Source organism: Acinetobacter sp. YH01019, from assembly GCF_013420285.1.
GTDB classification, from domain to species: Bacteria; Pseudomonadota; Gammaproteobacteria; order Pseudomonadales; family Moraxellaceae; genus Acinetobacter; species Acinetobacter gandensis.
Genome location: NZ_VOYM01000002.1, coordinates 1 through 25,450, shown reverse-complemented (window position 1 = coordinate 25,450; position 25,450 = coordinate 1). Strand labels below are relative to the sequence as shown.

The 25,450-nt window shown below is 41.8% G+C and carries 17 protein-coding genes and 2 pseudogenes; 18 read left to right on the top strand and 1 reads right to left on the bottom strand.

Going from position 1 to position 25,450, the window contains the following annotated elements; translation table 11 throughout:
• Window positions 1-6 precede the first annotated feature (6 nt).
• The 4 genes from FTT84_RS01435 (at window position 7) to FTT84_RS01420 (ending at window position 4,920) form a co-directional block, all read left to right on the top strand.
• Window positions 7-1,503 carry a UDP-N-acetylmuramoyl-L-alanyl-D-glutamate--2,6-diaminopimelate ligase gene (locus FTT84_RS01435; protein ID WP_180079697.1) on the top strand — a complete coding sequence of 499 codons (1,497 nt, stop codon included), beginning with the start codon at window positions 7-9 and terminating at the stop codon, window positions 1,501-1,503.
• 9 nt (window positions 1,504-1,512) lie between these two features.
• On the top strand, window positions 1,513-2,922 hold the full coding sequence (murF, locus tag FTT84_RS01430) for a UDP-N-acetylmuramoyl-tripeptide--D-alanyl-D-alanine ligase (RefSeq protein WP_180079695.1): 1,410 nt from the start codon (window positions 1,513-1,515) through the stop codon (window positions 2,920-2,922).
• Window positions 2,922-4,040: a phospho-N-acetylmuramoyl-pentapeptide-transferase gene (gene mraY / locus FTT84_RS01425; RefSeq protein ID WP_180079693.1), complete on the top strand. Its 1,119-nt coding sequence runs from the start codon at window positions 2,922-2,924 to the stop codon at window positions 4,038-4,040. The genes murF and mraY overlap by 1 nt, the downstream gene beginning before the upstream one ends.
• 76 nt (window positions 4,041-4,116) lie before the next feature.
• On the top strand, window positions 4,117-4,920 hold the full coding sequence (locus tag FTT84_RS01420; protein ID WP_180079691.1) for a putative RNA methyltransferase: 804 nt from the start codon (window positions 4,117-4,119) through the stop codon (window positions 4,918-4,920).
• Between the two features lie 42 nt (window positions 4,921-4,962).
• Here the strand turns inward: FTT84_RS01420 and ponA are convergent, their stop codons facing one another.
• On the bottom strand, window positions 4,963-7,500 hold the full coding sequence (ponA, locus tag FTT84_RS01415; protein ID WP_180079689.1) for a penicillin-binding protein PBP1a: 2,538 nt from the start codon (window positions 7,498-7,500) through the stop codon (window positions 4,963-4,965).
• Between the two features lie 165 nt (window positions 7,501-7,665).
• Between ponA and FTT84_RS01410 the strand changes: the two are divergent.
• The 14 genes and pseudogenes from FTT84_RS01410 to FTT84_RS01345 all read left to right on the top strand — a co-directional run bounded on the left by FTT84_RS01410 (window position 7,666) and on the right by FTT84_RS01345 (window position 25,315).
• Window positions 7,666-8,724 (top strand): annotated as a pseudogene (locus FTT84_RS01410) (pilus assembly protein PilM).
• Window positions 8,724-9,410 (top strand): PilN domain-containing protein, encoded by a 687-nt coding sequence (locus FTT84_RS01405; protein WP_180056230.1) that lies wholly within the window; start codon window positions 8,724-8,726, stop codon window positions 9,408-9,410. Before FTT84_RS01410 ends, FTT84_RS01405 begins: the two are co-directional and overlap by 1 nt.
• Window positions 9,407-10,129 (top strand): type 4a pilus biogenesis protein PilO, encoded by a 723-nt coding sequence (locus FTT84_RS01400; protein WP_180056231.1) that lies wholly within the window; start codon window positions 9,407-9,409, stop codon window positions 10,127-10,129. The genes FTT84_RS01405 and FTT84_RS01400 overlap by 4 nt, the downstream gene beginning before the upstream one ends.
• A complete protein-coding gene (locus FTT84_RS01395; protein WP_180056232.1) occupies window positions 10,126-10,653 on the top strand; it encodes a pilus assembly protein PilP in 528 nt (175 codons plus the stop codon). Before FTT84_RS01400 ends, FTT84_RS01395 begins: the two co-directional genes overlap by 4 nt.
• A gap of 61 nt (window positions 10,654-10,714) precedes the next feature.
• A pseudogene (gene pilQ / locus FTT84_RS01390) lies at window positions 10,715-12,824 on the top strand (type IV pilus secretin PilQ).
• A gap of 36 nt (window positions 12,825-12,860) precedes the next feature.
• The gene (gene aroK / locus FTT84_RS01385) at window positions 12,861-13,403 is read left to right on the top strand and encodes a shikimate kinase AroK (RefSeq protein WP_067763002.1); all 543 of its coding nucleotides are present in this window, start codon (window positions 12,861-12,863) and stop codon (window positions 13,401-13,403) included.
• 19 nt (window positions 13,404-13,422) lie between these two features.
• Complete coding sequence (gene aroB / locus FTT84_RS01380; protein ID WP_180056233.1) at window positions 13,423-14,502, top strand: 3-dehydroquinate synthase; 1,080 nt, start codon at window positions 13,423-13,425, stop codon at window positions 14,500-14,502.
• 11 nt (window positions 14,503-14,513) lie between these two features.
• Window positions 14,514-15,359, top strand: coding sequence for a hypothetical protein (locus FTT84_RS01375; protein ID WP_180079687.1), 846 nt, complete (start codon window positions 14,514-14,516; stop codon window positions 15,357-15,359).
• A 469-nt stretch (window positions 15,360-15,828) separates the two neighbouring features.
• Window positions 15,829-20,304, top strand: coding sequence for a glutamate synthase large subunit (gene gltB / locus FTT84_RS01370; protein ID WP_180056235.1), 4,476 nt, complete (start codon window positions 15,829-15,831; stop codon window positions 20,302-20,304).
• Between the two features lie 73 nt (window positions 20,305-20,377).
• A complete protein-coding gene (locus FTT84_RS01365; RefSeq protein ID WP_180056236.1) occupies window positions 20,378-21,799 on the top strand; it encodes an FAD-dependent oxidoreductase in 1,422 nt (473 codons plus the stop codon).
• A gap of 240 nt (window positions 21,800-22,039) precedes the next feature.
• Complete coding sequence (locus FTT84_RS01360) at window positions 22,040-22,924, top strand: metal-dependent hydrolase (protein ID WP_180056237.1); 885 nt, start codon at window positions 22,040-22,042, stop codon at window positions 22,922-22,924.
• Between the two features lie 149 nt (window positions 22,925-23,073).
• Entirely contained in the window at window positions 23,074-23,664 is a 591-nt protein-coding gene (locus FTT84_RS01355; protein ID WP_067762997.1) for a LemA family protein, read from the top strand.
• Between the two features lie 29 nt (window positions 23,665-23,693).
• A complete protein-coding gene (locus FTT84_RS01350) occupies window positions 23,694-24,761 on the top strand; it encodes a TPM domain-containing protein (protein ID WP_180056238.1) in 1,068 nt (355 codons plus the stop codon).
• Window positions 24,755-25,315: a TPM domain-containing protein gene (locus FTT84_RS01345; RefSeq protein ID WP_180056239.1), complete on the top strand. Its 561-nt coding sequence runs from the start codon at window positions 24,755-24,757 to the stop codon at window positions 25,313-25,315. The genes FTT84_RS01350 and FTT84_RS01345 overlap by 7 nt, the downstream gene beginning before the upstream one ends.
• The last annotated feature ends 135 nt before the right edge of the window (window positions 25,316-25,450 follow it).

The following is a 25,450-nucleotide window of genomic DNA, read 5'->3' as shown; positions in this document are numbered from 1 at the left end:
TGATGAATGAAAATTACGTTTCAAGATCTATACACCGTTGAACAGCCTGCTGAATGGATGAAACAATCCATTCAGGGGTTCAATCTGGATAGTCGTAAAGTCAGCACAGGGCAAATTTTCATTGCCCTGACTTCGTTTTCACAACCTGAAAAAACTGCTCAATTTGCGCAAGCGGCATTAGACCGCGGTGCTATGGCTGTGGTGTCAGAAATGGATTTGGGTGTTAGTCCAAGTATCGTGATTGAAGATGTACGTCATTTGATGGGGCAATGGCAAAAGCAGTATTTGCAAACCACGCAACCTGTACAAGCAGCACGTATTTTGGCTGTAACAGGGACCAATGGTAAAACAACCATTTCACGTTTAATTGCAGAATTGTTAATGCTGCAAGGCAAAAAATGTGCAGTGATGGGCACGACAGGGAATGGTATTTTACCAAATCTTGAAGCATCGTCACACACGACATTAGATGCTTTACATATGCAAAATGCCTTGCATACTTATGCACTTGAAGGCGCTGAATTTGCTGCAATTGAAGCCAGTTCTCATGGTTTAGAACAAGGTCGTTTAAATGGTTGTGCAATTGAGATTGCCGCTTATAGCAATTTAAGCCGTGACCATTTGGATTATCATAAAACCCTTGAAGCCTATGCCGAAGCTAAGTCACGTCTATTCAAATTTGCATCGTTAAAAGTGGCGATTATCAATATTGATGATGAACACGCCAATGTGATGCTTGATGCTTCACGTCAAAATCCCGCTCAACCTAAAATTTTAACTTATTCAACGCGTCAAGCAGCTGATTATCAAGTGAAGGATATTCATTACAGTTTAAGTGGGGCACAATTCAAATTACGCACGGCTGATGGCGAGTTTGAAGTGAATAGCCCATTACTTGGACACTTCAATATTGAAAATATTGTCGCGAGCTTAATTGCAGCTGAACAAGCCGGTTTTGATTTGGCGGCATTGATTGCGACAGCACCCGAATTGAAAGGTGCGCCAGGTCGTATGCAAGTGATTCGTGATGACGCGCGTTTATTTGTAGTGGATTATGCACATACTCCGGATGCTTTGATTCAAGTTTTACAAACATTAAAACGTCATGTATCGCAGCAGCTTTGGGCTGTGTTCGGTTGTGGTGGTGACCGTGACCGCGGTAAGCGTCCTTTGATGACACAGGCGGCATTAAATCATGCTGATGTGGCGTTGATAACATCGGATAATCCACGTACGGAAAATCCTGAACAAATTTTTGCAGATATGAAGGCGGGTGTAAATTTTACTGGAAAAACTGTCCATGAAATTCATGACCGCCGTGAAGCGATTAAATTCGCAGTAAACCAAGCGCAAGCGGGTGATATTGTGGTGATTGCTGGTAAAGGCCATGAAAACTATCAAGAAATTGAGGGTGTTCGTCATTGGTTTGATGATGTAGTTGAAGTGCAATCGGCGATTGATGCGCAGCACCACAACACTGACTCGGCTTATCCAGCGCAATAGGAAAGAGATATGCATACTTCTACCACCAGTACGGTTCCATTAGAACCATGGACAGCGGCGCAATTCGTTGAGGCGACACAAGGTCACTGGTATAACGATAAAGCACCTACGGGGCCGATCAAGCGTATTTTGACGGATTCACGTCATGCAGAGTCTGGCGATGCCTTTTTGGCTTTAAAGGGCGAACGTTTTGATGCGCATGATTTTGTCGCTCAAGTGGCAGCCAATGGTTGTGAAATTGCCATTGTGAGTCATCCTGTCGATGCTGATATTTGTCAGTTGGTGGTGGCAGATACGCGTTTGGCCTTAGGTCATTTAGGCGCATACCGTCGTGAACAAAATTCTCAACTCAAAGTGATCGCATTAACAGGTAGTAGTGGTAAAACCACAACCAAAGAAATGCTTGGTAGTATCCTTTCTCGTCTTGCTCCGACCTTAATTACTCGCGGTAACCTGAATAACGATTTAGGTGTACCAATGATGTTGCTTGAGCTGCGTACAGAACATCAATATGCGGTGATGGAATTGGGCGCGAGTCATAAGGGTGAAATTGATTACACCTCAAATCTGGTGCAGCCGCAGGTCGCAGGGATTCTGAATATTGGTACCGCACACATGGGTGAATTTGGCGGCCGTGATGGTATTTGCCATGCCAAATCTGAAATTTATGCACATATTACTCCGACAGGTACATCTATCGTACCTGCGGATGATGATTTTACCGACTCGATCCGTGAAGCAGTACAAACCGAAAACGTTATGAGTTTCGGTCAGGGTGGTGATGTTTACGCAACAGAAGTAACGCTGCAGGCGCAATCTTCAAGTTTTGTTTTAAACACACCACAAGGCTCACGTTCAGTTCAATTGCCATTTGCCGGTGAGCATAATGTGCAAAATGCTACTGCCGCGACTGCATTTGCATTATCGATTGGTGTGAGTTTAGAGGATATTGTGATTGGTCTAGAACATGCGACTGGTGCAAAAGGTCGTTTAAACTTTATTCCTCACAAAGAACATTTATTCATTGATGATACTTACAACGCCAATCCAACCTCAATGCGTGCTGCTGCAGAAGTACTAGCACAGCAAGCAGGCATCAAAGTGATGGTGATTGGGGATATTGGCGAATTAGGTGCATCAGCTGCACAGCAGCATTACATGTTGGGTCGTGACCTTGTTTCAGTGAAAGACATTAATTTTGTGGTGTCTGTGGGTGAGTTTTCTCCCGCTGTTCAAGAAGGTGCACGCAGTACCCAATATGGTAAAAAATTACAGGCCTTCTTGTCACAAGAACAGGCTTTACCGCTATTAATTAGCCTAGTCAAAACACATCAGCCTCAGTCCATGAGTTTCCTGTTTAAAGGTTCTCGTTATACCCACATGGAAACTTTGATGGCTGAATTGATGGAGAAACTTTAATGCTGTTATGGTTATTTGAGCAGCTTGCGAGTTATCACAGCTCGTTTCAGGTTGTTCGTTATTTAACGCTTCGTTCGCTACTCAGTGTCTTAACGGCATTGGCCATTGGTCTGCTGCTTGGACCGGTGATGATTCGCAAATTACAAGCTCTCAAATATGGTCAAGCAGTCAGTTCATTTGCACCAGAAAACCATGCGAAAAAAATGGGTACGCCGACCATGGGTGGCGTGCTGATCCTGCTTTCCATTGGTATTTCAACTTTACTTTGGGCTGATTTGTCTAACCCATACGTATGGATTGTACTCGGCGTAATGGTAATCTTCGGTGCTGTAGGCTGGGCGGATGACTGGATTAAAATCCGTTATAAAGACAACGCAGGGCTACCCGCGAAGAAGAAATTCTTCTGGACTTCAGTGGCATCTTTAGGTGCAGGTATTGCTTTGTATGTCATTGCAACGCAACAAACGAATCCTGTGCATACTGCCAACATGCTGGATTTGTTGATCCCATTCTTTAAAGATATCAGCATTCCACTTTCAATCATTCCTTTGGGTATTGGCTTTATTGTCTTTACTTATTTAGTAATTAATGGTGCGTCTAATGCGGTCAACTTAACTGATGGTCTTGATGGTTTGGCGATTATGCCAATTGTCTTGGTTGCAGCAGGTTTAGGTGTTTTTGCATACCTTGCAGGTGATGTGCGCTTTGCCAATTACCTTCATATTCCCTATGTGAAATATTCATCTGAATTGGTGGTGATCTGTGCCGCAATGATTGGTGCTGGTTTGGCATTCCTATGGTTTAATGCGCATCCTGCTCAAGTGTTCATGGGTGATGTAGGTGCATTATCATTGGGTGCTATGCTTGGTACGATTGCGGTGATGGTTCGTCAAGAAATCGTGTTTGCAATTATGGGCGGTGTATTTGTAGTAGAAGCGATTTCAGTCTTTCTACAAATTGGTTCGCTACGCATGCGTAATAAACGCGTGTTCTTAATGGCACCTTTACACCATCACTATGAGAAAAAAGGCTGGCGCGAGACGCAAGTGGTGATCCGTTTCTGGATTATCACAATTATGCTGGTAGTTTTAGGTCTAATGACTTTAAAATTACGTTAAGCAAATAAATAAACGAAACCGGCATTTGCTCCCACAGATGCCGGTTTTTTTATTTCAAAATGAATTGGAGTTAAAAATGAACCTGCTGATGTGTCCAGTATGCCATGAAGCATTAAAACTCACAGAACGAACATGGCGCTGTGAAAACAATCATAGCTACGATGTGGCAAAGCAAGGTTATGTAAATTTGCATGTGGTGCAGCATAAGCACAGTAAAAATCCGGGGGATACGCCGGAGTCCGTTCAGGCGCGCCGCGCATTCTTAAGCGCAGGTCATTACGCACCATTGCAGCAAGCCGTGGTGAATATTATCTGTGATTTACGTATTGAAAATTTATTAGATATTGGCTGCGGTGAGGGGTATTACACCAATGCGATGCAGGCTGAAGTCTTACAATGTGTGGGTGTTGATATTGCTAAAAATGCAGTACAAGTTGCTGCTAAATTGAATAAAGACGTGACTTGGGTGGTGGGTACCGGAGCAACGTTACCGGTGCTCGATCACTCGATTGATTTGTGCACCAGTCTGTTTAGCCCCATTCCAAAAGATGAAATATTACGTGTGTTAAAGCCCGAAGGGTATTTGATAGTGGTAACCCCTGCACCAGAACACTTATATGCGATGCGTGAAGCGTTATTTGAAGAAGTGAAGCCTCATGAACCAAACAAATTTGTGGAGCAACTTGCAGCAGCATTTGATTTGATTCATGAACAAGTTGTAAAAGCTGAGATGGCTTTGCCACAGCAAGATCTGAAAAATTTGATTGCTATGACACCTTATGCGTATAAAGTCAAAGCTGAACGCCGCGAAGCATTGGAGCAAAAAGACCAATTTGCTTTAACTGCACAGTATCAAATTTATCTATTTAAAAAGAAGTAAAAATAGTTATAAAAAAAGCCCTCAAACGAGGGCTTTTTTTATTTATTGCACTTGATCAATCAGGTGATCAAGTGCATCTGTTTTATGTTCATTATTTTGCGGTTTCGTCGGTTGCATTTGTGGTGGAGCAGAATGCGCGGGATTTAAATTGGTTTCCGCAGTGCCAGGTAAATCCTCAAAATCATTTTTAGTTGCCGGTGCTTTAGGTGCAACAGGCGCTGGGCGATATAGAGGTTGTGCAAGAGGCGGTGAAGATGCGCCATCACGCTCAGGTTGAGCTTGATCTACTTTAGCTGCATTACGATTGATCGGATTTTTGGCATGTGTATCAAGGTGTACCCAAGCTTCAGGTGTACCTTTTAACGATTTTGCCATGAAGTCAGACCAAATAGGGAGCGCCGCAACACCGCCATATTCACGGCGTCCAAGTGTTGATGGCTGATCGAAGCCCACCCATGCAACGGTCACTAATTTCCCGTTAAAGCCAGCGAACCATGCATCTTTGGCATCGTTGGTTGTACCTGTTTTACCACCTAAGTCACCACGGCCAATTTTCAATGCTGCACGACCAGTACCGTGTTGGATTACATCACGGAGAATGTTGGCCATATCAAATGCTGAACTTGATTTTAAAATGCGTTGTGCTTGACGATAGTTAGCCGCATCAGGGTCAACAGTTTCAGGTTTAGCCTTTTCAAGATTGGTTACTTCAATGACTTCATCATCTGGTGTTGTTGGTTCAGCAGACTCAACCTCATCCTTTTGATTGATACATTTGATGCAGGCATATTCAGGATTAGCTTGATAAATGACTTTGCCATAAGCATCTTCAATACGGCTGATGAAATGCGGTTGAACTCGGTAACCACCGTTGGCAAAAGTGGCATAGCCTGTTGCCATTTGGATGGGTAAAACTTGCGGTGTACCGAGTGCAATGGTGTAGTTGCGCGGGATTTGATTTTCTTGTAAACCAAAATCCATAAACAATTGGCGAGTACGTTCAATACCTACTGTTTGGAGTAATCGTACTGAAACCGTATTACGAGATAAATATAGCGCACGGCGCAGTGGAATCATTCCTAAATAGCGACCATCCGAGTTTTTCGGTGTCCATTTACCAATGGTGATTGGGCTGTCATTGACCATTGAGTAAGGGGTCATACCGCGTTCAAGTGCTAAAGCATAAACAAAAGGTTTGATGGTTGAACCGGGTTGGCGCCAGCCTTGTAAAGCTCGGTTAAATTTTGATTGATAAAAATTATAACCGCCAACAATCGCTTCAATACCACCGTTATTGGGGTTAATCGCAATTAATTGACCTTGAACTTTTGGAATCTGTACCAGTGACCATGAGCTTTTATTCGCATTGGGGCGTAAACGAATAATATCATTAACTTTTACAATTTGTGAGGCATTGCTCGGGCCATTACCTACGCTATTTGCACTGCGATAGGGGCGAGCCCAAGACATACCCGACCATGGAACGGTGATTGTACTGCCATCTTGCATTAAAGCATCAAAGCTACTTTTATTTACTTTTGTGACTTGTGCAGGGTAGGTATTGGCATAGGCCATAAAGTTTTTCAGTGGTTCATCATGTGCTTCAGCACCACGCCAACCATGGCGGCGATCATAATCTTCTAAACCATCTTGTACCGCTTGTTCTGCATAGGCCTGGCGTTGACTATTTATCGTGGTATAAACCTTATAGCCAGAATCAGTTGCTTGTTCACCAAACTTTTTTACTAATTCTGAGCGAACCATTTCCCCGACATAGGGGTATTTATTACTGACACCACGATCAGGCATGTCTAAGTTAATAGGTTCAGCAATAGCTTTTTGATATTCCGCTTGGTTGATATACCCCAATTGCAACATACGACCTAAAATCCAGTTACGGCGCTCAAGTGCACGTTTTGGATTGGCTACAGGGTTGTATTTCGATGGTGCTTTAGGCAGCCCAGAAATCATCGCCATTTGCGCTAAACTGAGGTCTTTTAAGCTTTTGTTATAGTAAATTTTTGCTGCTGCTGCGATACCGTAGGCATTTTTACCGAGAAAAATTTTGTTGACATATAACGTTAAAATTTCTTCTTTACTGAGGTTTTGTTCTATTTTTCTTGCGAGGAAAACTTCGGTGAGTTTGCGTTTTAGTGTTCGGTCTGAGGTTAAGTAATAATTTTTGGCGACTTGCATGGTGATGGTTGAACCACCAGTTTGCACATCAGAGCCAGTAATACTTTCGCTCACTGCACGCCCCAGACCTTTAAAGCTAATACCACTATGCTCAAAGAAAGAAGAATCTTCGGCAGCTAAAAAGCCTTGAATAAAATGAGTGGGGATTTGATCGTACTCAACCGGCACAGAAAGTTTACCACCATACTCTGCAATCAGCTCATTATCAGCACTATAAACTTGTAGTGGCTTTAATAATGGTGCCTTTTTTAAAGTGGACATTTCAGGCAAAGACGGGGCAATATAGAGATACATGCCATAGAAACCCATTGGAATTGCGACCAAAATAATAATTACGGCCAAAAAAAATGGATGAACAAGGCCTGAACAAGATAGCTTTTTCATAACAAGTAAGTTTTAATAAGAGCTAATGGCAAACTAATTGGTGGTCAGTATATCCTTTCGATATACGGATTGTTAGATGAGTTATTGTATCTGTAGAAAATTATAGACCAATACTAATTAGTGGGTTACTTTTTTTGGGGATAAAAAAATAATAGGAATTATATTGTGCTCAGGTTATATCGTAAGCCAAATAAGGGGTTAATAGGAGTAGATATTAGTTCGACTTCTGTTAAAGTTTTGGAACTTTCTGTTAAAAGTGGACGGTATTGGGTTGAAAGCTATGCTTTGGTCCCTCTACCTGAAGGTAGTGTAGTTGAAAAAAACATCTTAAATCCGGAAGCTGTCGGTGACTGTTTAGAGCGCGCAATTAATTTAGCCAATACTCAGACTTCGAATGCGGCTTTGGCTGTGCCGACATCTATGGTGATTACAAAAGTCATCGAAATGGATGCCGACATGAACGATGATGAACGTGAAATTCAGATTCGTGATGATGCTGAACAATATATTCCTTTCCCACTGGATGAAGCGAGTCTCGATTTTGAGGTCTTGCCTGATCGTTTATAGAATCCAAATCGTGTCAATGTGTTGCTCGTTGCAACACGTATTGAAAACATTGAAGCGCGTGCTGAAGTATTACAGCTGGCAGGACTGACACCAAAAATTGGTGATGTAGAAAGTTTTGCCTTAGAAAATGCATTCAAAGTGTTCTCAGATACATTGCCAATGGGTGTAAATACGGTCGGTATTTTAGATATCGGTCACAGTATGACGACATTGTCAGTGATGCAAAATAATAAGGTCATTTATACCCGCGAACAGGTGTTTGGCGGTAAACAATTGACTCAAGAAATTCAAAATCGTTATGCACTTTCATTTGAAGAAGCTGGTCGTGCGAAGAAAACGCGCGCTTTACCAGATGATTATGATGTTGAAGTACTTGAACCCTTTCTAGAAGCCGTAGTGCAACAAGCGGCACGTTCATTACAGTTCTTCTTTTCATCATCTCAGTTTAACGAAATTGATCATATTTTATTGGCAGGGGGGAATGCCAATATTCCGGGGCTTGCGAAGTTACTACAACAAAAGTTGGGTTACCGCGTAACGATTGCCAATCCATTTTTACAAATGGGTTTTTCACCTCAAATTGACATTAAAAAAATTGAAAATGACGCTTCATCACTCATGGTGGCATGCGGTCTAGCATTGAGGAGTTTTGATTAATGGCAAAGATTAACTTGCTCCCTTGGCGTGATGGGCTAAGAGAGAAACGAAAAAAAGAATTTATTGCAATTTGCATTGGGGCGTTTTTAGTTGGGGCATTAGGGGTAGGTTCTACATGGCTTTACTATGATTATAAATTGCAAGATCAAGAACAAGCGAACCAACTGATTGTCAGTACCAATCAAAATCTTGATGTGCAATTAAAGTCGTTAGAAGGCTTACAAGATCAGCGTAATGCCATCATTGAGCGCATGAAATTGATTCAAGGCTTGCAAGGGCAGCGTCCGATTGCCGTTCATTTAATTGATGAATTGGTCCGTGTGACACCAGCAAATATGTATATTACGAAGTTTGATCGCTCTGCTGATAAGTTTACGATTGAAGGGCGTGCAGAAAGTCCAAATACGGTGGCTGAATTACTGCGCAACTTAGAAGCGTCACCTTGGTATCGTAATGCATTTATGAGTTCGTTCTTGGTGGTAGAAGAGAAGAAAGATAAAACGCCAAGTTCAATAGTTCCGCGCGTTGAAGAAAACTATGGAACATTCACAGTGACTGCTGATTTAGATCAAATTGCACAACCTGTTATTGCTGATCCTGCTGCAAATCCTGCCGCTACAACAGCAACTGACCAAGTTGCAACTGGTCAAGCTGTAGCAGCTCCTACGACGGAGGCCGCAAAATGAGTCGTGATGAATTTGAACAATTAAATCAAGATACTGTTGTTGTCCCTAAAAAGAAAATGACTTTTGAAAAGTTCATGCAGCAGTTTAATACCCTTGATCCAAACAATTATGGTAGCTGGCCTTTATCTGTAAAAATCACCTGTTGGATTTTTATTATTATTCTTGTTGGGATTTTGGGTTACTTCTTAGCAATTAAAAACAAGATTGAAGCGATTTCAAATGCTAATGCGCAAGAACAAAACTTGTTAAATGAGTTCCGTGAAAAAGATTCAAAACTACGTAACTTGCAACAGTATCAAATCCAATTACAGGATATGGAAGTGCGTTTTAATCAGCAACTTGAACAATTGCCGAAAGAAACAGAAATCCCTGGTTTGGTTGAAGATATTAACTTAACAGGCGTGAACTCAGGTTTGAAATTTAAGCAAATTAAACTTGAGCCTGAAGTTAAACAAGAGTTCTTTATTGAACAACCAATTAGCATTGATGCAACCGGTGATTATCATGCCTTTGGTTCATTTGTCAGTGGGATTGCAGGCCTTTCTCGTATTGTGACTTTGCATAATTTCACAATTACAGCGACTCCAAATAAAGAGAAAAATTCTGATATTCCAAAAGTTGATTATCAGTTAAGTGCAAAAACTTATCGCTATGTTGGGAATACGGAAACAACTGCTCAAGCAACTGACACTGCAAATAATCAGGAGGCTCCAAAATGAAAATGAATAAATTGGTTCTTTCTGCATTTGTTGGTTTGCTTTTAGCCGGATGTGAATCACGTATAGATGTTGTCAATCAAGAAATGGCAAATATTCGAAATCAAGAGCCATTACCGATTGAGCCTGCACCTGATTTTGTGCCTGTTGAGACCTTTAATTATGCTGCACATTCGTTAAAGAGTCCTTTTTTACCAAGTTCTTTAGCAGCAGAGCTAAAAATTATGGCAGGCAAACGTGTTTATCCAAACTTAAACCGTCAGCCACAGCCTTTAGAAAGTTATGCGCTTGAAACCTTGAATATGAAAGGCAGTATGCGTAATCAATCCGGTCAAACACTGGCATTGATTCAAACACCAGATGGTGAAGTTGAGCGCATTCAACGTGGTAGTTATATGGGGCTCAATCATGGTCGTGTTGTGAATATCACACCAACACAAATTGATTTGATTGAGATTATTCCAGATGGGCGAGAAGGATATGTGGAGCGTCCTAGAAGTCTTATTTTAATTGGACCAGCACCTTAAGCTTAAAGGAATAAAAATGAAGAATAGTGTACAAGATTTTATTTTTGGGGATGGCAATACAATGAATCGTATGTTTCGTCAGTTTTCGATGGGTGCTGTGGCAATGGCGATTATGCAAGTGGCCAATGCACAGGTAAGTGTAACAAATATTGTGCCAATGCAAATTCCTGGGCAAGGCACTGAAATTCGTGTGATGTTTAATGGGTTACCACCGCAGCCTCAGGCGTATCAGTTAGATCAGCCTTCACGTTTGGTCTTGGACTTTGATAAAGCACAACAAAATTTAAAGCAAAGTTCAATTCCTGTAGCAACAAATGAAGCTACTTCAGTTGATGTTACTTCAGACGCTCAGCGTGCGCGTTTAACAGTTAATTTAGCAAATGCCGGTGCCTTTACGACCCGTGTTGAAGGTAATACCTTTATCCTAAAAATTAATTCAGCACAGTTAGCAACCTTGTCTCAACCAGTCGTTCAGCGTCAACAGCAAGGTATTTCAAATATTGGGTTCCAGCGTGGGTCTAATGGTGAAGGTCAAGTTGTTGTGGATTTATTGGGGGGTAACACACCTGTCGATGTACAACAGCAAGGTAGCAAAATTGTGATTCGTACTTTAGGAAATAAAGTACCTGCACACTTAACGCGTCGTTTAAATGTAAATGATTTTGCAACACCAGTGGCTTCAGTAGATGCGCATAATGATGGTAAACGGTATCATCACGATTCAATCAACAGGCAGCTATGAATATATGGCATATCAGTCAGACAATAAATTGACTGTGAGTTTAAAGCGACCTGAAGATAAAAATCCTTTACGCCCTAAAGCAGCAAACCATTACACAGGTAAGAAAATTTCTTTAGATTTCCAAGATATTGAAGTGCGTCGAGTACTACAGTTGTTGGCAGATTTCACTGAAATTAATATGGTGGCTGCGGATACTGTACAAGGTAATATTACACTACGCTTAAAAGATGTGCCTTGGGATCAAGCGTTGGATATCGTGCTTAAGACGAAGAATTTAGATAAACGTCGTAATGGTAATGTGATTTGGATCGCTCCAGTTACTGAGCTGATCAAAGCTGAAGAAGAGGAAGCAAAAGCTTTACGTCAAAGTGTTAAGCTATCTCCACTACAAACTGAATATTTGACCCTAAGTTATGCAAAAGCAGCAGATATTGAAAAACTCATTACGCAGTCAAAAACTGCTGGTAACAGCGGTTCGTCAAATAGTGGTAATTCAGATGAAGATCGAGGAAACTTATTAAGTCCTCGAGGTACCATCTCTGCGGACACTCGAACCAATACATTGATTATCAATGATACAGCATTGAATATTGATCAAATTCGTAAAATGGTCGATTTACTTGATGTATCTGTTAAACAGGTGATGGTTGAAGCTCGTATTGTTAAAGCATCTACTGACTTTACGAAGGAAATGGGTGTCAAGTGGGGCTTGTTATCACAAGGGATTAATCAAAATGATCATTTGTTAGTAGGTGGTAGTGATACAACGCTTTGGGATCTTAAAACTCCTGATGATGATGGTAAATATACTATTCAACGTCCAAGTAATTTAAACGTGGATCTAGGTGTAACGACTGCGGGAGCAAGCCGTATTGCCTTTGGTTTAATCAGTTTGTCAGACTTTATGTTGGATCTGGAATTATCAGCATTGCAAGCAGATGGTTATGGTGAGGTGATTTCTACACCAAAAGTACTGACTGCAGATAAGCAGCAAGCGAAAGTGGCTTCGGGGCAAGAAATTCCTTATCAATCAGTAACTGGTACGGGGTCAAATGCTACGTCTTCTACAGAATTTAAGGAAGCTTTACTTAGTCTCGATGTGACACCAAGTATTACCCCTGACGGTAAAGTACAGATGAAGCTCAATATTAAAAGTGATTCGCCAGCAGGTTATGCACAAAATGGTGAGATCATTTTGAATAAAAATGAAATCAATACTGATGTCCTAGTAAATAATGGTGAAACAGTAGTATTGGGTGGAATTTTTAATCAGGAAACTCAAAGTAAGCAAACAAAAGTACCATTTTTAGGAGACATTCCTTATGTTGGTCGCTTATTCCGTAAAGATTTAAAAAGTGATGCTAAAAATGAGTTGCTGATTTTTGTTACCCCACGAATTGTTAATGACAGTGTTACTAGAAATCATTAATATATTTTCAATTTAACAAAAGAAATAGGTGACTCCTTGCCAAGCAAAGAGTTTGAAACCCTACCAAATATTTATTTGGTAGGGCCAATGGGGGCAGGAAAAACAACCGTAGGGCGACATTTAGCTGAATTGTTGGGTCGAGAATTTCTTGATAGTGATCATGAGATTGAGCGAAAAACAGGAGCTACCATTCCTTGGATATTTGAAAAGGAAGGTGAGTTAGGCTTTAGAAGTCGTGAAACGAATGTTATTGATGAGTTGACGGCTAGATCGCAGTTGGTTTTAGCAACAGGTGGTGGAGCCGTTACTCAGTCCCCAAACCGTGAATTTTTAAAACATCGCGGCATAGTAGTTTATCTTTATACTCCCGTTGAAATTCAGCTTCAACGAACGTATCGCGACAAAAATCGTCCTCTTCTGCAAGTTGAAAATCCAGAGCAAAAGCTCCGTGATTTACTCGCAGCACGCGACCCACTCTATCGTGAAGTGGCACATCATATTATTGAAACCAATCAAGGTGCTGCACGAGATCTCGCACAAAAAATACTTCATCTGATTGTTTCTTCAAATACACCCTAGTCAATAAATGGTTAATGTCATGCAAACCCTACATGTTGAACTTGGCGATCGTCGCTATCCTATTTTTATCGGCAGTGAGTTAGATCCACAAGCACTGCTAGAGCCTTATATTCATGGCAAACAAGTCATAGTGGTTTCGAATACCACAGTTGCACCGTTGTATTTACAGCATTATGTAAACGCAATTGAGGCTTTAGGAAAAAAAGTTGCAACCTGTATTTTGCCTGACGGTGAAAAATATAAAGATATTCAACATCTCAATTTGATTTTTGATGCATTACTTGAAGCGGGCTTTAACCGTGATTGTACGGTGTTAGCTCTAGGTGGCGGTGTAATTGGGGATATGACCGGTTTTGCATCAGCTTGTTTCCAGCGCGGTGTCTATTTTATTCAGGTACCAACCACATTATTGTCGCAAGTTGATTCAAGTGTCGGTGGTAAGACAGGGATTAACCATCCACTGGGTAAAAATATGATTGGTGCCTTTCAGCAGCCGCAAGCGGTGTTGGCGGATATGGCACAATTAAAAACTTTACCACCACGTGAGCTTTCTGCTGGATTATCCGAAGTTATTAAATATGCACTATTAGGCGATGTTGAGTTTTTGACTTGGCTTGAAATGCATATGGAAGCGTTGGTTGCTGGGGATGCTACATTGTTGGCAGAAGCGGTATATCGCTCTTGTGCACATAAAGCGCGGATTGTGGCGAATGATGAAAAAGAACAAGGTGAGCGTGCACTACTAAATCTTGGTCATACTTTTGGTCATGCGATCGAATCATATTTGGGCTATGGTGAATGGCTACATGGTGAAGCCGTTGCGACAGGTATGGTTATGGCTGCTGATTTATCCCATCGCATGGGATGGATTTCGGCCGAAGATTTAGAGCGTACAAAAAAAATCATTTTACGTGCACAATTACCCATTGTTTGCCCTAAAATTCCGCTTGAGGAATTCCTTGCGTATATGTCCCATGATAAGAAAGTGTTAAATGGACAATTACGACTGGTTCTTATGAAATCATTAGGTCAGGCCATTATTACGAAAGAGTTTGATGTGGAACTGATGAAACAAGCAATTTTGGCCAATCAGGCATAAGTAGGTACAACATGGCAGCACGTCAGTTACAGTGGCAAAAAATACATCACTATATTTGGTTGGTGGCTGGTACTGTATGTCTGTTTGCTGCCTTGGTGTTTTGGGCGATTACCGATACTAAAGAATTGGTAGAGGTCGAAAAAGTTGCAGAAACTGAAATTGAATTACAGATTCAGCCTGAAAAAGTTGCTGCAATGTCCCATCTTGGTGCATTAAATGAAGAAGTTCGTCCACTAGATCTGACCACACATGTTGTTGCTACAGCACAACATGAACCTGAATTTCGTGGGACAAAATTTATTAGTGATACTTCAAAACAGTATGCGATAGAATTGTTTCGTGTTTCTAATGAAGATATTTTAAAAAGCTTTCTACGCAAACAAGTTGAACGACATAAATTTGTATATTTACGCCTTTCAGGTGAAGACCATCCTGAGCAATACGTCATTCTTCTTGGCCCATATTCATCACAAAATGATGCGAAAAGTAATTTAGCTGAACTAAATATTGCCTTACCAGCATCTGTAAAGCCTGCTGTTGTTGAGTTGAAGCAGTATCAACCTTATGTCAATGATTTGGGTTCGGATGAAACATCGTCAAATCAAAAGCTATATGCTGTTAAGTTAAAGCCAGCAGCATTACCTAAGATTGATGAAGCGCAATTGGCTGCTCGTAAAGCTTTGGCCGCAGTATCAAATGCGATCTCGCCTCAAGCTAATGCGACCACAAGTACGACCGTAACGCGACGTGATGCTTCAGGTAATGTTGTGGATGTACAAAAATCTCAGAGTTCAGTAGAGACACCACGAGCAAAACCAGCACCTACCGAACAAGAAGTAACAGATCCGTTTAATTAAATCCTGATCCATTCAAATTTGAGTTCTAAAATGGCGCAATGGAATGTGCTAAATGGATGAAATGCACGATTAGGGTGCAATAAAATCTATAAATATAGCTAAAAATAATCTATACATATTAAAAATGCTTGTGAATAGGTGGCTTATAAAAAAATGCATCAAGTTGGCATATTAATTGCTTAATTGGTGCGTAAATTGAACTTTTCTCCCTATTTTGGCGCGAAAATGATTCGATAAAAGTGCGAAGTCATTAATCCAGTCCGAATTCCTGATCTGAACTGCAAAAGCTGAAAATTTGACTTTTATCCATGCATTAAAGATGAAATCAGTTTATCTTAAGGGTGTGAATAAGAAATAATTTTGCTCAACAGAACAATTCATGTGAGAAAGTTAAGACGAATCGCAACAAGAAATTAAGTTTGTTCAGTGCTCGAAAGAGCTGTAAAGAAAAGAAGGGTACGCTATGCACATGCCATCGCCTAATACTGTAGCTCCCGCTCAAGGTTTATACCAACCGGATGAGTTTAAAGATAACTGTGGTTTCGGTTTAATCGCCCATATGCAGGGTGATGCAAGCCATGATCTCGTCAAAACCGCAATGCATAGTTTAAGTTGTATGACCCACCGTGGTGGTATTGCCGCAGATGGCAAAACTGGTGACGGTTGTGGTTTGCTACTGGCTATGCCTAAAGAATTCTTCCGTGAAGAAGCAAAAAAGCTAAGTGACATTACACTGAGTGAAATTTTTGCTGTGGGTACGGTTTTCTTAAACCTTGATCCTGCAATTGCTGCACATGCAAAGCAAGTCTTAACCAAAGAAATTGAAGAAGAAGGCTGTGTTGTATTGGCTTGGCGTGTGGTGCCAACCAATAATGACGCATTGGGTTCGATTGCAATGCAATCTTTACCTGCCTTTGAGCAAATTATTGTGAACTGCCCGATGGGCGTAACCGAAGTTGAGTTCAACCGTAAATTGGTTATGGCACGTCGTCGTGCAGAACAAAAACTGGTAGGTGATTCATCATTTTATGTAACGACTTTATGCTCAACTGTGATTAGCTATAAAGGTTTAATGATGCCAGCAGCAATTGCTGATTTCTATACCGATCTAGCTGATGAGCGTTTAAAGTCACACATTGTTGTATTTCATCAACGTTTCTCGACCAACACTTTACCACGTTGGCCTTTGGCACAGCCGTTCCGTTACTTAGCACATAATGGTGAGATCAATACAATTACTGCCAACCGTAACTGGGCAATGGCGCGTACACCTAAATTTGAAACACCATTTCTACCAGGCTTAACTGAACTCAATCCAATCGTTAACCGTACAGGTTCAGACTCTTCAAGCCTTGATAATATGCTTGAAGTGCTTGTAGGTGGTGGTATGGACTTGTTCCGTGCGCTACGTATGTTGGTTCCACCAGCGTGGCAAAACGTTGAAACTTTAGATGCTGACTTACGTGCATTCTATGAATTCAACTCGAAACACATGGAAGCTTGGGATGGACCAGCAGGTTTGGTAATTCAAGACGGTCGTCATGCCATCTGTATGCTTGACCGTAATGGTTTACGTCCAGCACGTTGGGTAATTACTAAAAATGGCTACATTACTTTGGCATCTGAAATTGGTGTTTGGGGTTATGAGCCGGAAGATGTTGTGTCTAAAGGTCGTGTTGGTCCTGGTCAAATCTTAGTGATTGATACCTTTACCGGTAAAATGCTAGATACCAATGATATTAGTAACCACTTGAAACGTATGCGTCCATATCGTGAATGGTTACGTGAAAATTCAGTACGTGTTCAAGGTAGTCCTGAGCTTGAAGAATATTTATGTGATCAAGGCTTAAAAGGTGATGACCTAAAAGCTTCACAAAAAATGTTCATGGTGACATTTGAAGAACGTGATCAATTGTTACGTCCAATTGCTGAAAGTGGTCAAGAAGCCGTGGGTTCAATGGGTGATGATACGCCGATGGCGGTATTATCGCGTCAAGTGCGCCATGTATCAGACTTCTTCCGTCAACAGTTTGCGCAGGTAACTAACCCACCAATCGATCCGCTACGTGAATCGATTGTAATGTCTTTAGAGACTTGTTTGGGCCGTGAACAAAACGTGTTTGAACAAGGTCCAGAGCATGCAGATCGTTTGATCATTTCAAGCCCTGTACTTTCAAATTCGAAAATGCATCAAATCCGTACCCTTGGTCGTAAAGGATATGAAATTGCAGATATTGATTTGAACTATGCAGAAAATGAAGGCTTAGAAGCTGCGATTACACGTATCTGTGAAGAGTCTGCTCAAGCGATTCGTGACGGCAAAACTTTATTGGTATTGTCTGATAAGAAAATTCGTCAAGGTTTCTTACCTGCGAATGCCTTGATGGCAACAGGTGCGGTACATCACTATTTAATCAATGCGGGTCTTCGTACAGATGCCAACATTATTGTTGAAACGGGTTTAGCACGTGATGCGCATCAATTTGCAGTAATTCTTGGTTTTGGCGCGACTGCGATCTATCCATACCTTGCGTATGATGTGATCAATGACTTGATCGCAAAAGGCGAGCTATTAGGCGACCCGATCCATGCTCAAGCGAACTTCCGTAAAGGGATTGAGAAAGGTCTGTTAAAAGTACTTTCTAAAATGGGTATTTCAACCGTTGCTTCCTACCGTGGCGGTCAGCTATTCGAAGCTGTTGGCCTATCGGATGAAGTGGTTGCGAAATGCTTCACAGGTGTGCCAAGCCGTATTAAAGGCGCAACTTTTGCTGACCTTGAAAATGACTTGAAAAAATTGGCCGATTTGGCGTGGAAATCACGTAAACCAATTGATCAAGGCGGTATGCTGAAATTCGTTTTCGGTAAGGAATACCATGCATTTAACCCAGACGTAATTAATGCACTGCATAAATCAGTACGCTCTGGTAATTATGCAGACTTCAAAGAATATGCAGAGCTTGTCAATAATCGTCCAATCGCAACGATTCGTGACTTATTTAAGCTTAAAACTGACAATTCAATTGCGCTAGATCAAGTTGAATCGGTTGAAGAAATTCTGCCACGTTTTGACTCGGCTGGTATGTCTTTGGGTGCTCTTTCACCTGAAGCACATGAGGCAATTGCGATTGCAATGAACACAATTGGTGGTCGTTCGAACTCTGGTGAGGGCGGTGAAGACCCAGCGCGTTACGGTACGATTCGTAACTCGAAAATCAAACAAATTGCATCAGGCCGTTTTGGTGTTACTCCTGCATATCTTACATCTGCAGAAGTACTTCAAATTAAAGTGGCTCAAGGTGCAAAACCAGGTGAAGGTGGTCAGTTGCCGGGCGGTAAAGTGAATGGCTTGATTGCACGTTTACGTTACTCAGTGCCAGGTGTGACTTTAATTTCTCCACCTCCGCATCACGACATCTACTCAATTGAAGATTTATCACAGTTAATCTTCGATTTAAAACAGGTTAACCCACAGGCGATGGTGTCAGTTAAGCTGGTTTCTGAGCCCGGTGTTGGTACGATTGCGGCAGGTGTGGCAAAAGCATATGCAGACTTCATTACCATTTCTGGTTATGACGGTGGTACAGCGGCTTCTCCACTTTCTTCAATTCACCATGCAGGTTCGCCATGGGAGTTAGGGTTAAGCGAGGCACATCAAGCACTTCGTGTGAATGATCTACGTGGCAAAGTGCGTGTACAAACTGATGGTGGCTTAAAAACAGGTCTAGATGTTGTAAAAGCAGCAATCTTGGGTGCGGAAAGCTTCGGTTTCGGTTCTACACCAATGATTGCATTGGGTTGTAAATACCTGCGTATTTGCCACTTGAACAACTGTGCGACCGGTGTTGCTACACAGCAAGATCACTTGCGTCAGGAACACTATATTGGTGAGCCTGAAATGCTGATCAACTTCTTCCACTTCATTGCGGAAGAAACACGTGAATGGCTGGCAGCGCTTGGTGTAGCAAGCCTGAAAGACTTGATTGGCCGTACAGATTTGTTGGAAATGCTTCCGGGTGAAACTGAAAAACATGCGCATCTTGACCTGAGTGCATTACTAGAATCTCACCCAGCAGCCAATGGCAAAGCACAGTACTGCGAAGTACAAGGCAATGCACCATTCGACAAAGGTTTATTGGCTGAGAAAATGGTAGCTGAAATGCTACCAGCAATTGAAGCAGGGACAGGTGGTGAATATAGCTTCACAATTGGTAACTGTGACCGTTCAATTGGTGCGCGAATCTCAGGTGAAATTGCAAAACGCTATGGCAACCTGAGCATGGAAGCACATCCAGTTAAGGTGAATCTGAATGGTACAGCTGGTCAGTCTTTAGGTGTATGGAACGCAGGTGGTCTGCATATTAGCCTTGAAGGTGATGCGAATGACTACGTCGGTAAAGGCATGGCAGGTGGTCGTATCTCGATCTTCCCACCAAAAGGTTCACCATTCCAAACGCAAAATACTGCAATTATTGGTAATACCTGTTTATATGGTGCAACGGGCGGTAAATTGTTTGCTGCAGGTACTGCAGGTGAGCGCTTCGCAGTTCGTAACTCAGGTGCCTTCGCTGTAATTGAAGGTGCAGGCGACCACTGCTGTGAATACATGACAGGCGGTATTGTGACTGTATTGGGCAAAGTGGGTCATAACTTTGGTGCAGGTATGACTGGTGGTTTTGCTTATGTACTCGACTTAGATAATGACTTCGTTGACCACTACAACCACGAACTCATTGAATTGAACCGTATCTCAACTGAATCGATGGAAGAACATAAAGAGTTCTTGTGCCGTATTTTAGATGAGCATATTAAAGAAACCGGTAGTGCTTGGGCGTATAAGATCCGCCATGAGTTTGATTTCTACGGCCGCAAATTCTGGCTTGTGAAACCAAAAGCTGCTAATTTGCAGACTTTGTTGAAAACAACTCAAGCTGATCCACAATAATTCCACTACTGCAGATTTGATAGGCAGGTGTAGCGGATAAATAAACCGACTACACCTACCCACGGAGAGAGACATGGCAGAGCGCCTAAATAATGACTTTCAGTTCCTGGATGTAGCACGCCAAGATCCAGAGAAAAAAGATCTAGTTGTCCGCAAAGCAGAATTTGTGGAAATTTATAAACCGTTTACAGCTGAAGTTGCAAAAAACCAAACTCACCGCTGCCTTGGCTGTGGTAACCCATATTGCGAATGGAAATGTCCAGTACATAACTACATTCCAAACTGGTTGAAACTGATTGCAGAAGGTCGTATTTTCCAAGCGGCGGAACTGTGTCACCAAACCAATACACTGCCTGAAGTATGTGGTCGCGTATGCCCGCAAGACCGTTTATGTGAAGGTGCTTGTACCTTAAATGATGGTTTTGGTGCAGTGACCATTGGTAATGCAGAGAAATATATCAACGATACAGCCTTTGCTTTAGGCTGGCGTCCAGATATGTCACACGTGAAATGGACTGATAAAAAAGTTGCCATTATTGGTGCAGGTCCTGCTGGTCTTGGCTGTGCTGACATTTTGGTTCGTAACGGTGTAAAACCCGTTGTATTTGATAAACGTCCTGAAATTGGTGGTTTGCTGACTTTCGGTATTCCAGAATTCAAGATGGAAAAAGACGTAATGAAGCGTCGCCGTGAGATTTTCTCAGGCATGGGCGTTGAGTTCCGTTTAAATACTGAAATTGGTACAGATGTTACCATCGATCAATTGCTTGCAGACTATGATGCTGTTTTCATGGGTATGGGAACCTATACTTATATGAAAGGTGGTTTCGCAGGTGAAGATCTTGATGGCGTGGTTGATGCGCTTGATTTCTTAATTGCCAATGTCAACCGTACTCAAGGTTGGGAAAAAGATCCATCTGAATACATCAGCATGGAAGGCAAAAAAGTGATTGTTCTCGGTGGTGGTGATACCGCGATGGACTGTAACCGTACCTCGATCCGTCAAGGTGCCGAATCGGTTGTCTGTGCCTACCGTCGTGACGAAGAAAACATGCCGGGTTCACGTCGTGAAGTGAAAAATGCGCGTGAAGAAGGCGTGGATTTCCAATTTAATCGTCAGCCGATTGAAATTGTAGGTGAAAATGGCAAAGTGACGGGTGTTAAAGTTGTGACCACTCAGTTGGGTGAGCCAGATAGCCGCGGTCGTCGAAGCCCTGAACCAGTTCCGGGTTCAGAAGAAATTTTACCAGCAGATGCAGTATTGCTTGCCTTCGGTTTCCGTACCAGCCCTGCAGATTGGTTTACTACATCAAACATTAGTATGGATGGTTCAGGTCGCGTCATTGCTGCTGAACAGCAAGAATTTAAGTTCCAAACATCGAATCCGAAAATTTTTGCCGGCGGTGATATGGTCCGTGGATCTGACCTTGTGGTAACCGCAATCTGGGAAGGTCGCCAAGCTGCAGAAGGTATTCTTGACTACTTAGATGTTTAAGTCATGACATGCCAGTGATTGCATTGGATTTATTCAAAAAACTCGCTTCGGCGGGTTTTTTATTTTTTGGAATTTACCTCAAATGACAAGTAAATGGATTTTGCAGATAAATACGCTTAAAAGTTGTCAGACAGCGCTTTAGAATGGTGAATTATGCAAGTGTGCTAGCACATTTTGCCATGTGTGAAAGAGCTTAGGAATTACATACTGCCAGCATGATCACATTTAATGGATATTATCATGACTCAAGTGACGGCACAAAAATCATATCTTAATCGTCCGAAAGCCATTGGTATTACAGTACGTCGCCCACAATTTAATCCAAAGGCGATCAAGCGACATTATTTTGCCAATTCACCGGTCATGTCGCATTTACTGACAGCATTATCATCGACCTTTCCCATCGGTGAACAATTTTTTGTACACAGTGTTCGAAACGTTCGCGATAAAGTGACTGATGAAAAACTGCTAGCGGAAATTGCTGCATTTATTGGACAGGAGGCGATGCACTCAAAAGCACATGCAGAATTTAATGATGCTTGGCGAAGCGATGATTATAATTTGGATCGCTTTCAAGCATGGTTAGCTCGAAAAGATAGGTATGTAAAAAATCTACATCCCAAAATACAACTCGCTATTACCTGTGCTTTTGAACATTTTACTGCGCTGTTGGGGGGGTATATTTTAAGACATCCTGAAGTGCTCAGTGCTTTGGATGATGACGCGATTAAACTATGGGTGTGGCATGCAATTGAAGAAATTGAACACCGTGCAGTAGCCTTTGATGTCTATCAACATGTCTATGGTGATGACAAAATCCGTCGCATGATTATGCGCAGTGTTACCACAGGTTTTGCCAGCTTAACCTTTTATTCTGCCACGAGATTGTTTTTGCAAGATAAGAAAAAAAGCTTACCTAAAGTAGGAGGGAATGTATTCGGTATATATTTATTGGGCAAAATGTTTGTTCAGTTGGTGCCAGAATACTTATCTTATTACAAAGCAGGATTTCATCCCGCTGAGATTGATTACAGTAAAATTGTAGGTTATTGGAAAACTAGACTTGCTGAAGACTACCAATTTGAAGGTTTTCAAGATCATCAAACACAAATTTTATATAGTTAAGATTGCAGCCCTCGAAAGAGGGCTTTTCTTTGAATAAAGAGAATAGATGAAAAAAATGGATCACAAAGAAAATACATAAAAAAGGTAAAAATTCAGGTTAGAATGAATTTATTTAAACAATTACAAATAAATACTTGAGGTTAAGGGATATGAATTTAATGAAAAAAAGCATGCTCACTGTAGCCCTTGTGAGCACACTAACATTAAGCGGTTGTGGCTATAACACTTTACAAGTCAAAGATGAGGCCGTTACAGCAGCATGGTCTGAAGTACAAAACCAATATCAACGTCGTGCAGATTTGGTGCCTAATTTAGTGAATGTCGTCAAAGGCTATGCAAAACATGAAGAGCAAGTGCTAACGGAAGTAACGCAGGCACGTGCCAATGTAGCGGGTCTAAAAGTGGATAAAGAAGTTTTGGAAGATCCAGCACTGTTCCAAAAATACCAAGAAGCACAGGCACAAATGACTAGCGCACTTTCACGTTTAATTGCAGTCTCCGAAAATTATCCAGACTTAAAAGCCAATGAGCAATTCCGTGATTTACAGGTACAGCTTGAAGGCACTGAAAACAGGATCGCTGTCGCACGTAATCGCTACATTACTACGGTACAAGACTTTAACGGCTATGCACGCCAGTTCCCGCAAGTGATGACAGCTAAAGTCATTGGTATGGATACCAAGCCTAACTTTAGCGCAGAGCAAAGTGCACAAACTGCACCGAAAGTTGATTTTAATTAATTGGCATCACTGGATTGTGAGGTGGGCTGATGGTGGATTTTGAGCTAAAACATACAGGTTTGTTGTGGCTGCAGCGCATGGTTTTAGCATGCTTATTGTGTGTGGTGGGTTTCACACATGCAGAAACTGCCACCGCTACAGATGTAGATGCTGAAACAGTTGTTGTTGGTAAAATATTAAAAGATCAGCAGTCAGCTACGCAAAAAGAAACAACAGCACAGCCTGTAATCAAAATTCAGCAACCACAAATTGCTAATGATATGGCAGATGGCGAGTCGATTCGTGGACTGCCAACACTGAATGAGCCTGTAGTAGATCAGGCAAATTTACTTTCTGTGGCAGAGAAGCAGGCGATTAGTCAGAAAATTCTGCAATTGCATGAACATGGCAAAGCTCAAATTGGCGTGGTCATTGTACCGACAACAGGGCAGGAAGATATTTTTGACTATGCCATGCGTATTGCTGAGAAGTGGCAATTGGGCTCTGCCAAGCGCGATAACGGTATTTTAATGGCGATTGCAGTGAATGATCGTCGTATACAGATTCTGACTGGATATGGCTTTGAAGGCATTATGCCGGACATTATTGTTAGTCGAATCATTCGTAATCAAATTACACCGTACTTTAAGCAAGCTCAATATGCCCAAGGCATTGATGCTGGCTTAATGGAAATAACTCAAATTTTAAATCAAGACCCTGAAGTTGCAGCTCAAGCAGCCCAAGAGCTGAAAGAACGTCAGGAACAAGCCTTACACGAGCAACAAGCCAAAGAAAAAACCTTTACCACGGCTCTGATTATTTTAGTGGTGGGTATTTTTGCATCCTTTATTGTGGGTAAGCGCTTAAGTGCCTCAACTGCTGCAGTAGCAGGCACGGTCGCGGGACTGGTCAATGGCGCTGGTTTGTTGACTAGTTTACTCATGGGTGGTGCAATTTTCTTTTTACTGATCACTGCGATTGCACAAACGATTTTTCAAATGTTTCTTGCCGGTGGTGGAGGCGGAGGTGGTCGCAGCGGCGGTGGTGGTTTTGGTGGTAGTGGCTATAGCGGAGGCGGTGGTGGTTTCGGCGGTGGGGGAGCATCAGGTTCATGGTAACGAAAACAGAAACAACAGAAATTGTCACCTGTCCAAAAACACAGGAAATACAGCAACCAAGTTTTAAACGCTGGTTGAAGCACTTCTTTTTTATGCCTGCAGCAAACCGGTTTTTTAATAAGCAAGATCAGCAGGCCATTGCGCAAGCGGTGACGGAAGCTGAGCATGGCCATGTGGGCGAAATACAGGTGGTGATCGAAGGACATATTCCGTCAAACCAAGCGTATTATCAAAACACCCGTGCTCGTGCTGAACAGCTCTTTGCTGAGTTGGGTGTCTGGGATACTGAGTTTAATAGCGGAGTATTATTGTATTTGAATATCTGCGAACGTCAGGTAGAAATTGTTTTTGACCGTGGGCTGCGTCAAGCAACTAACGATAAAATTTGGCAAGGTATTTGCCAAAATATCATTGCTAAAATGCAAACTAAAGACTACCGCAATGCAATGACAAGTGGAGTTTCTGAGATTGGTCGAGTCTTAAATCTTTTTTATGCTGATAAAACACAAGAACGTGTTAACGAATTAGCCAATTCGCCAATAGTACTACGTTAATAAACAGGCGCAGATTCAAATCCCAAGTGCAACACATTTGTAGTTAGTTGAAAAAGTTAGGTGTATTCATAGAATCATTAGACTTTTTCAACTCGCAATTGGAAAGCACACAATGAAGAAATACACCCAACTTTC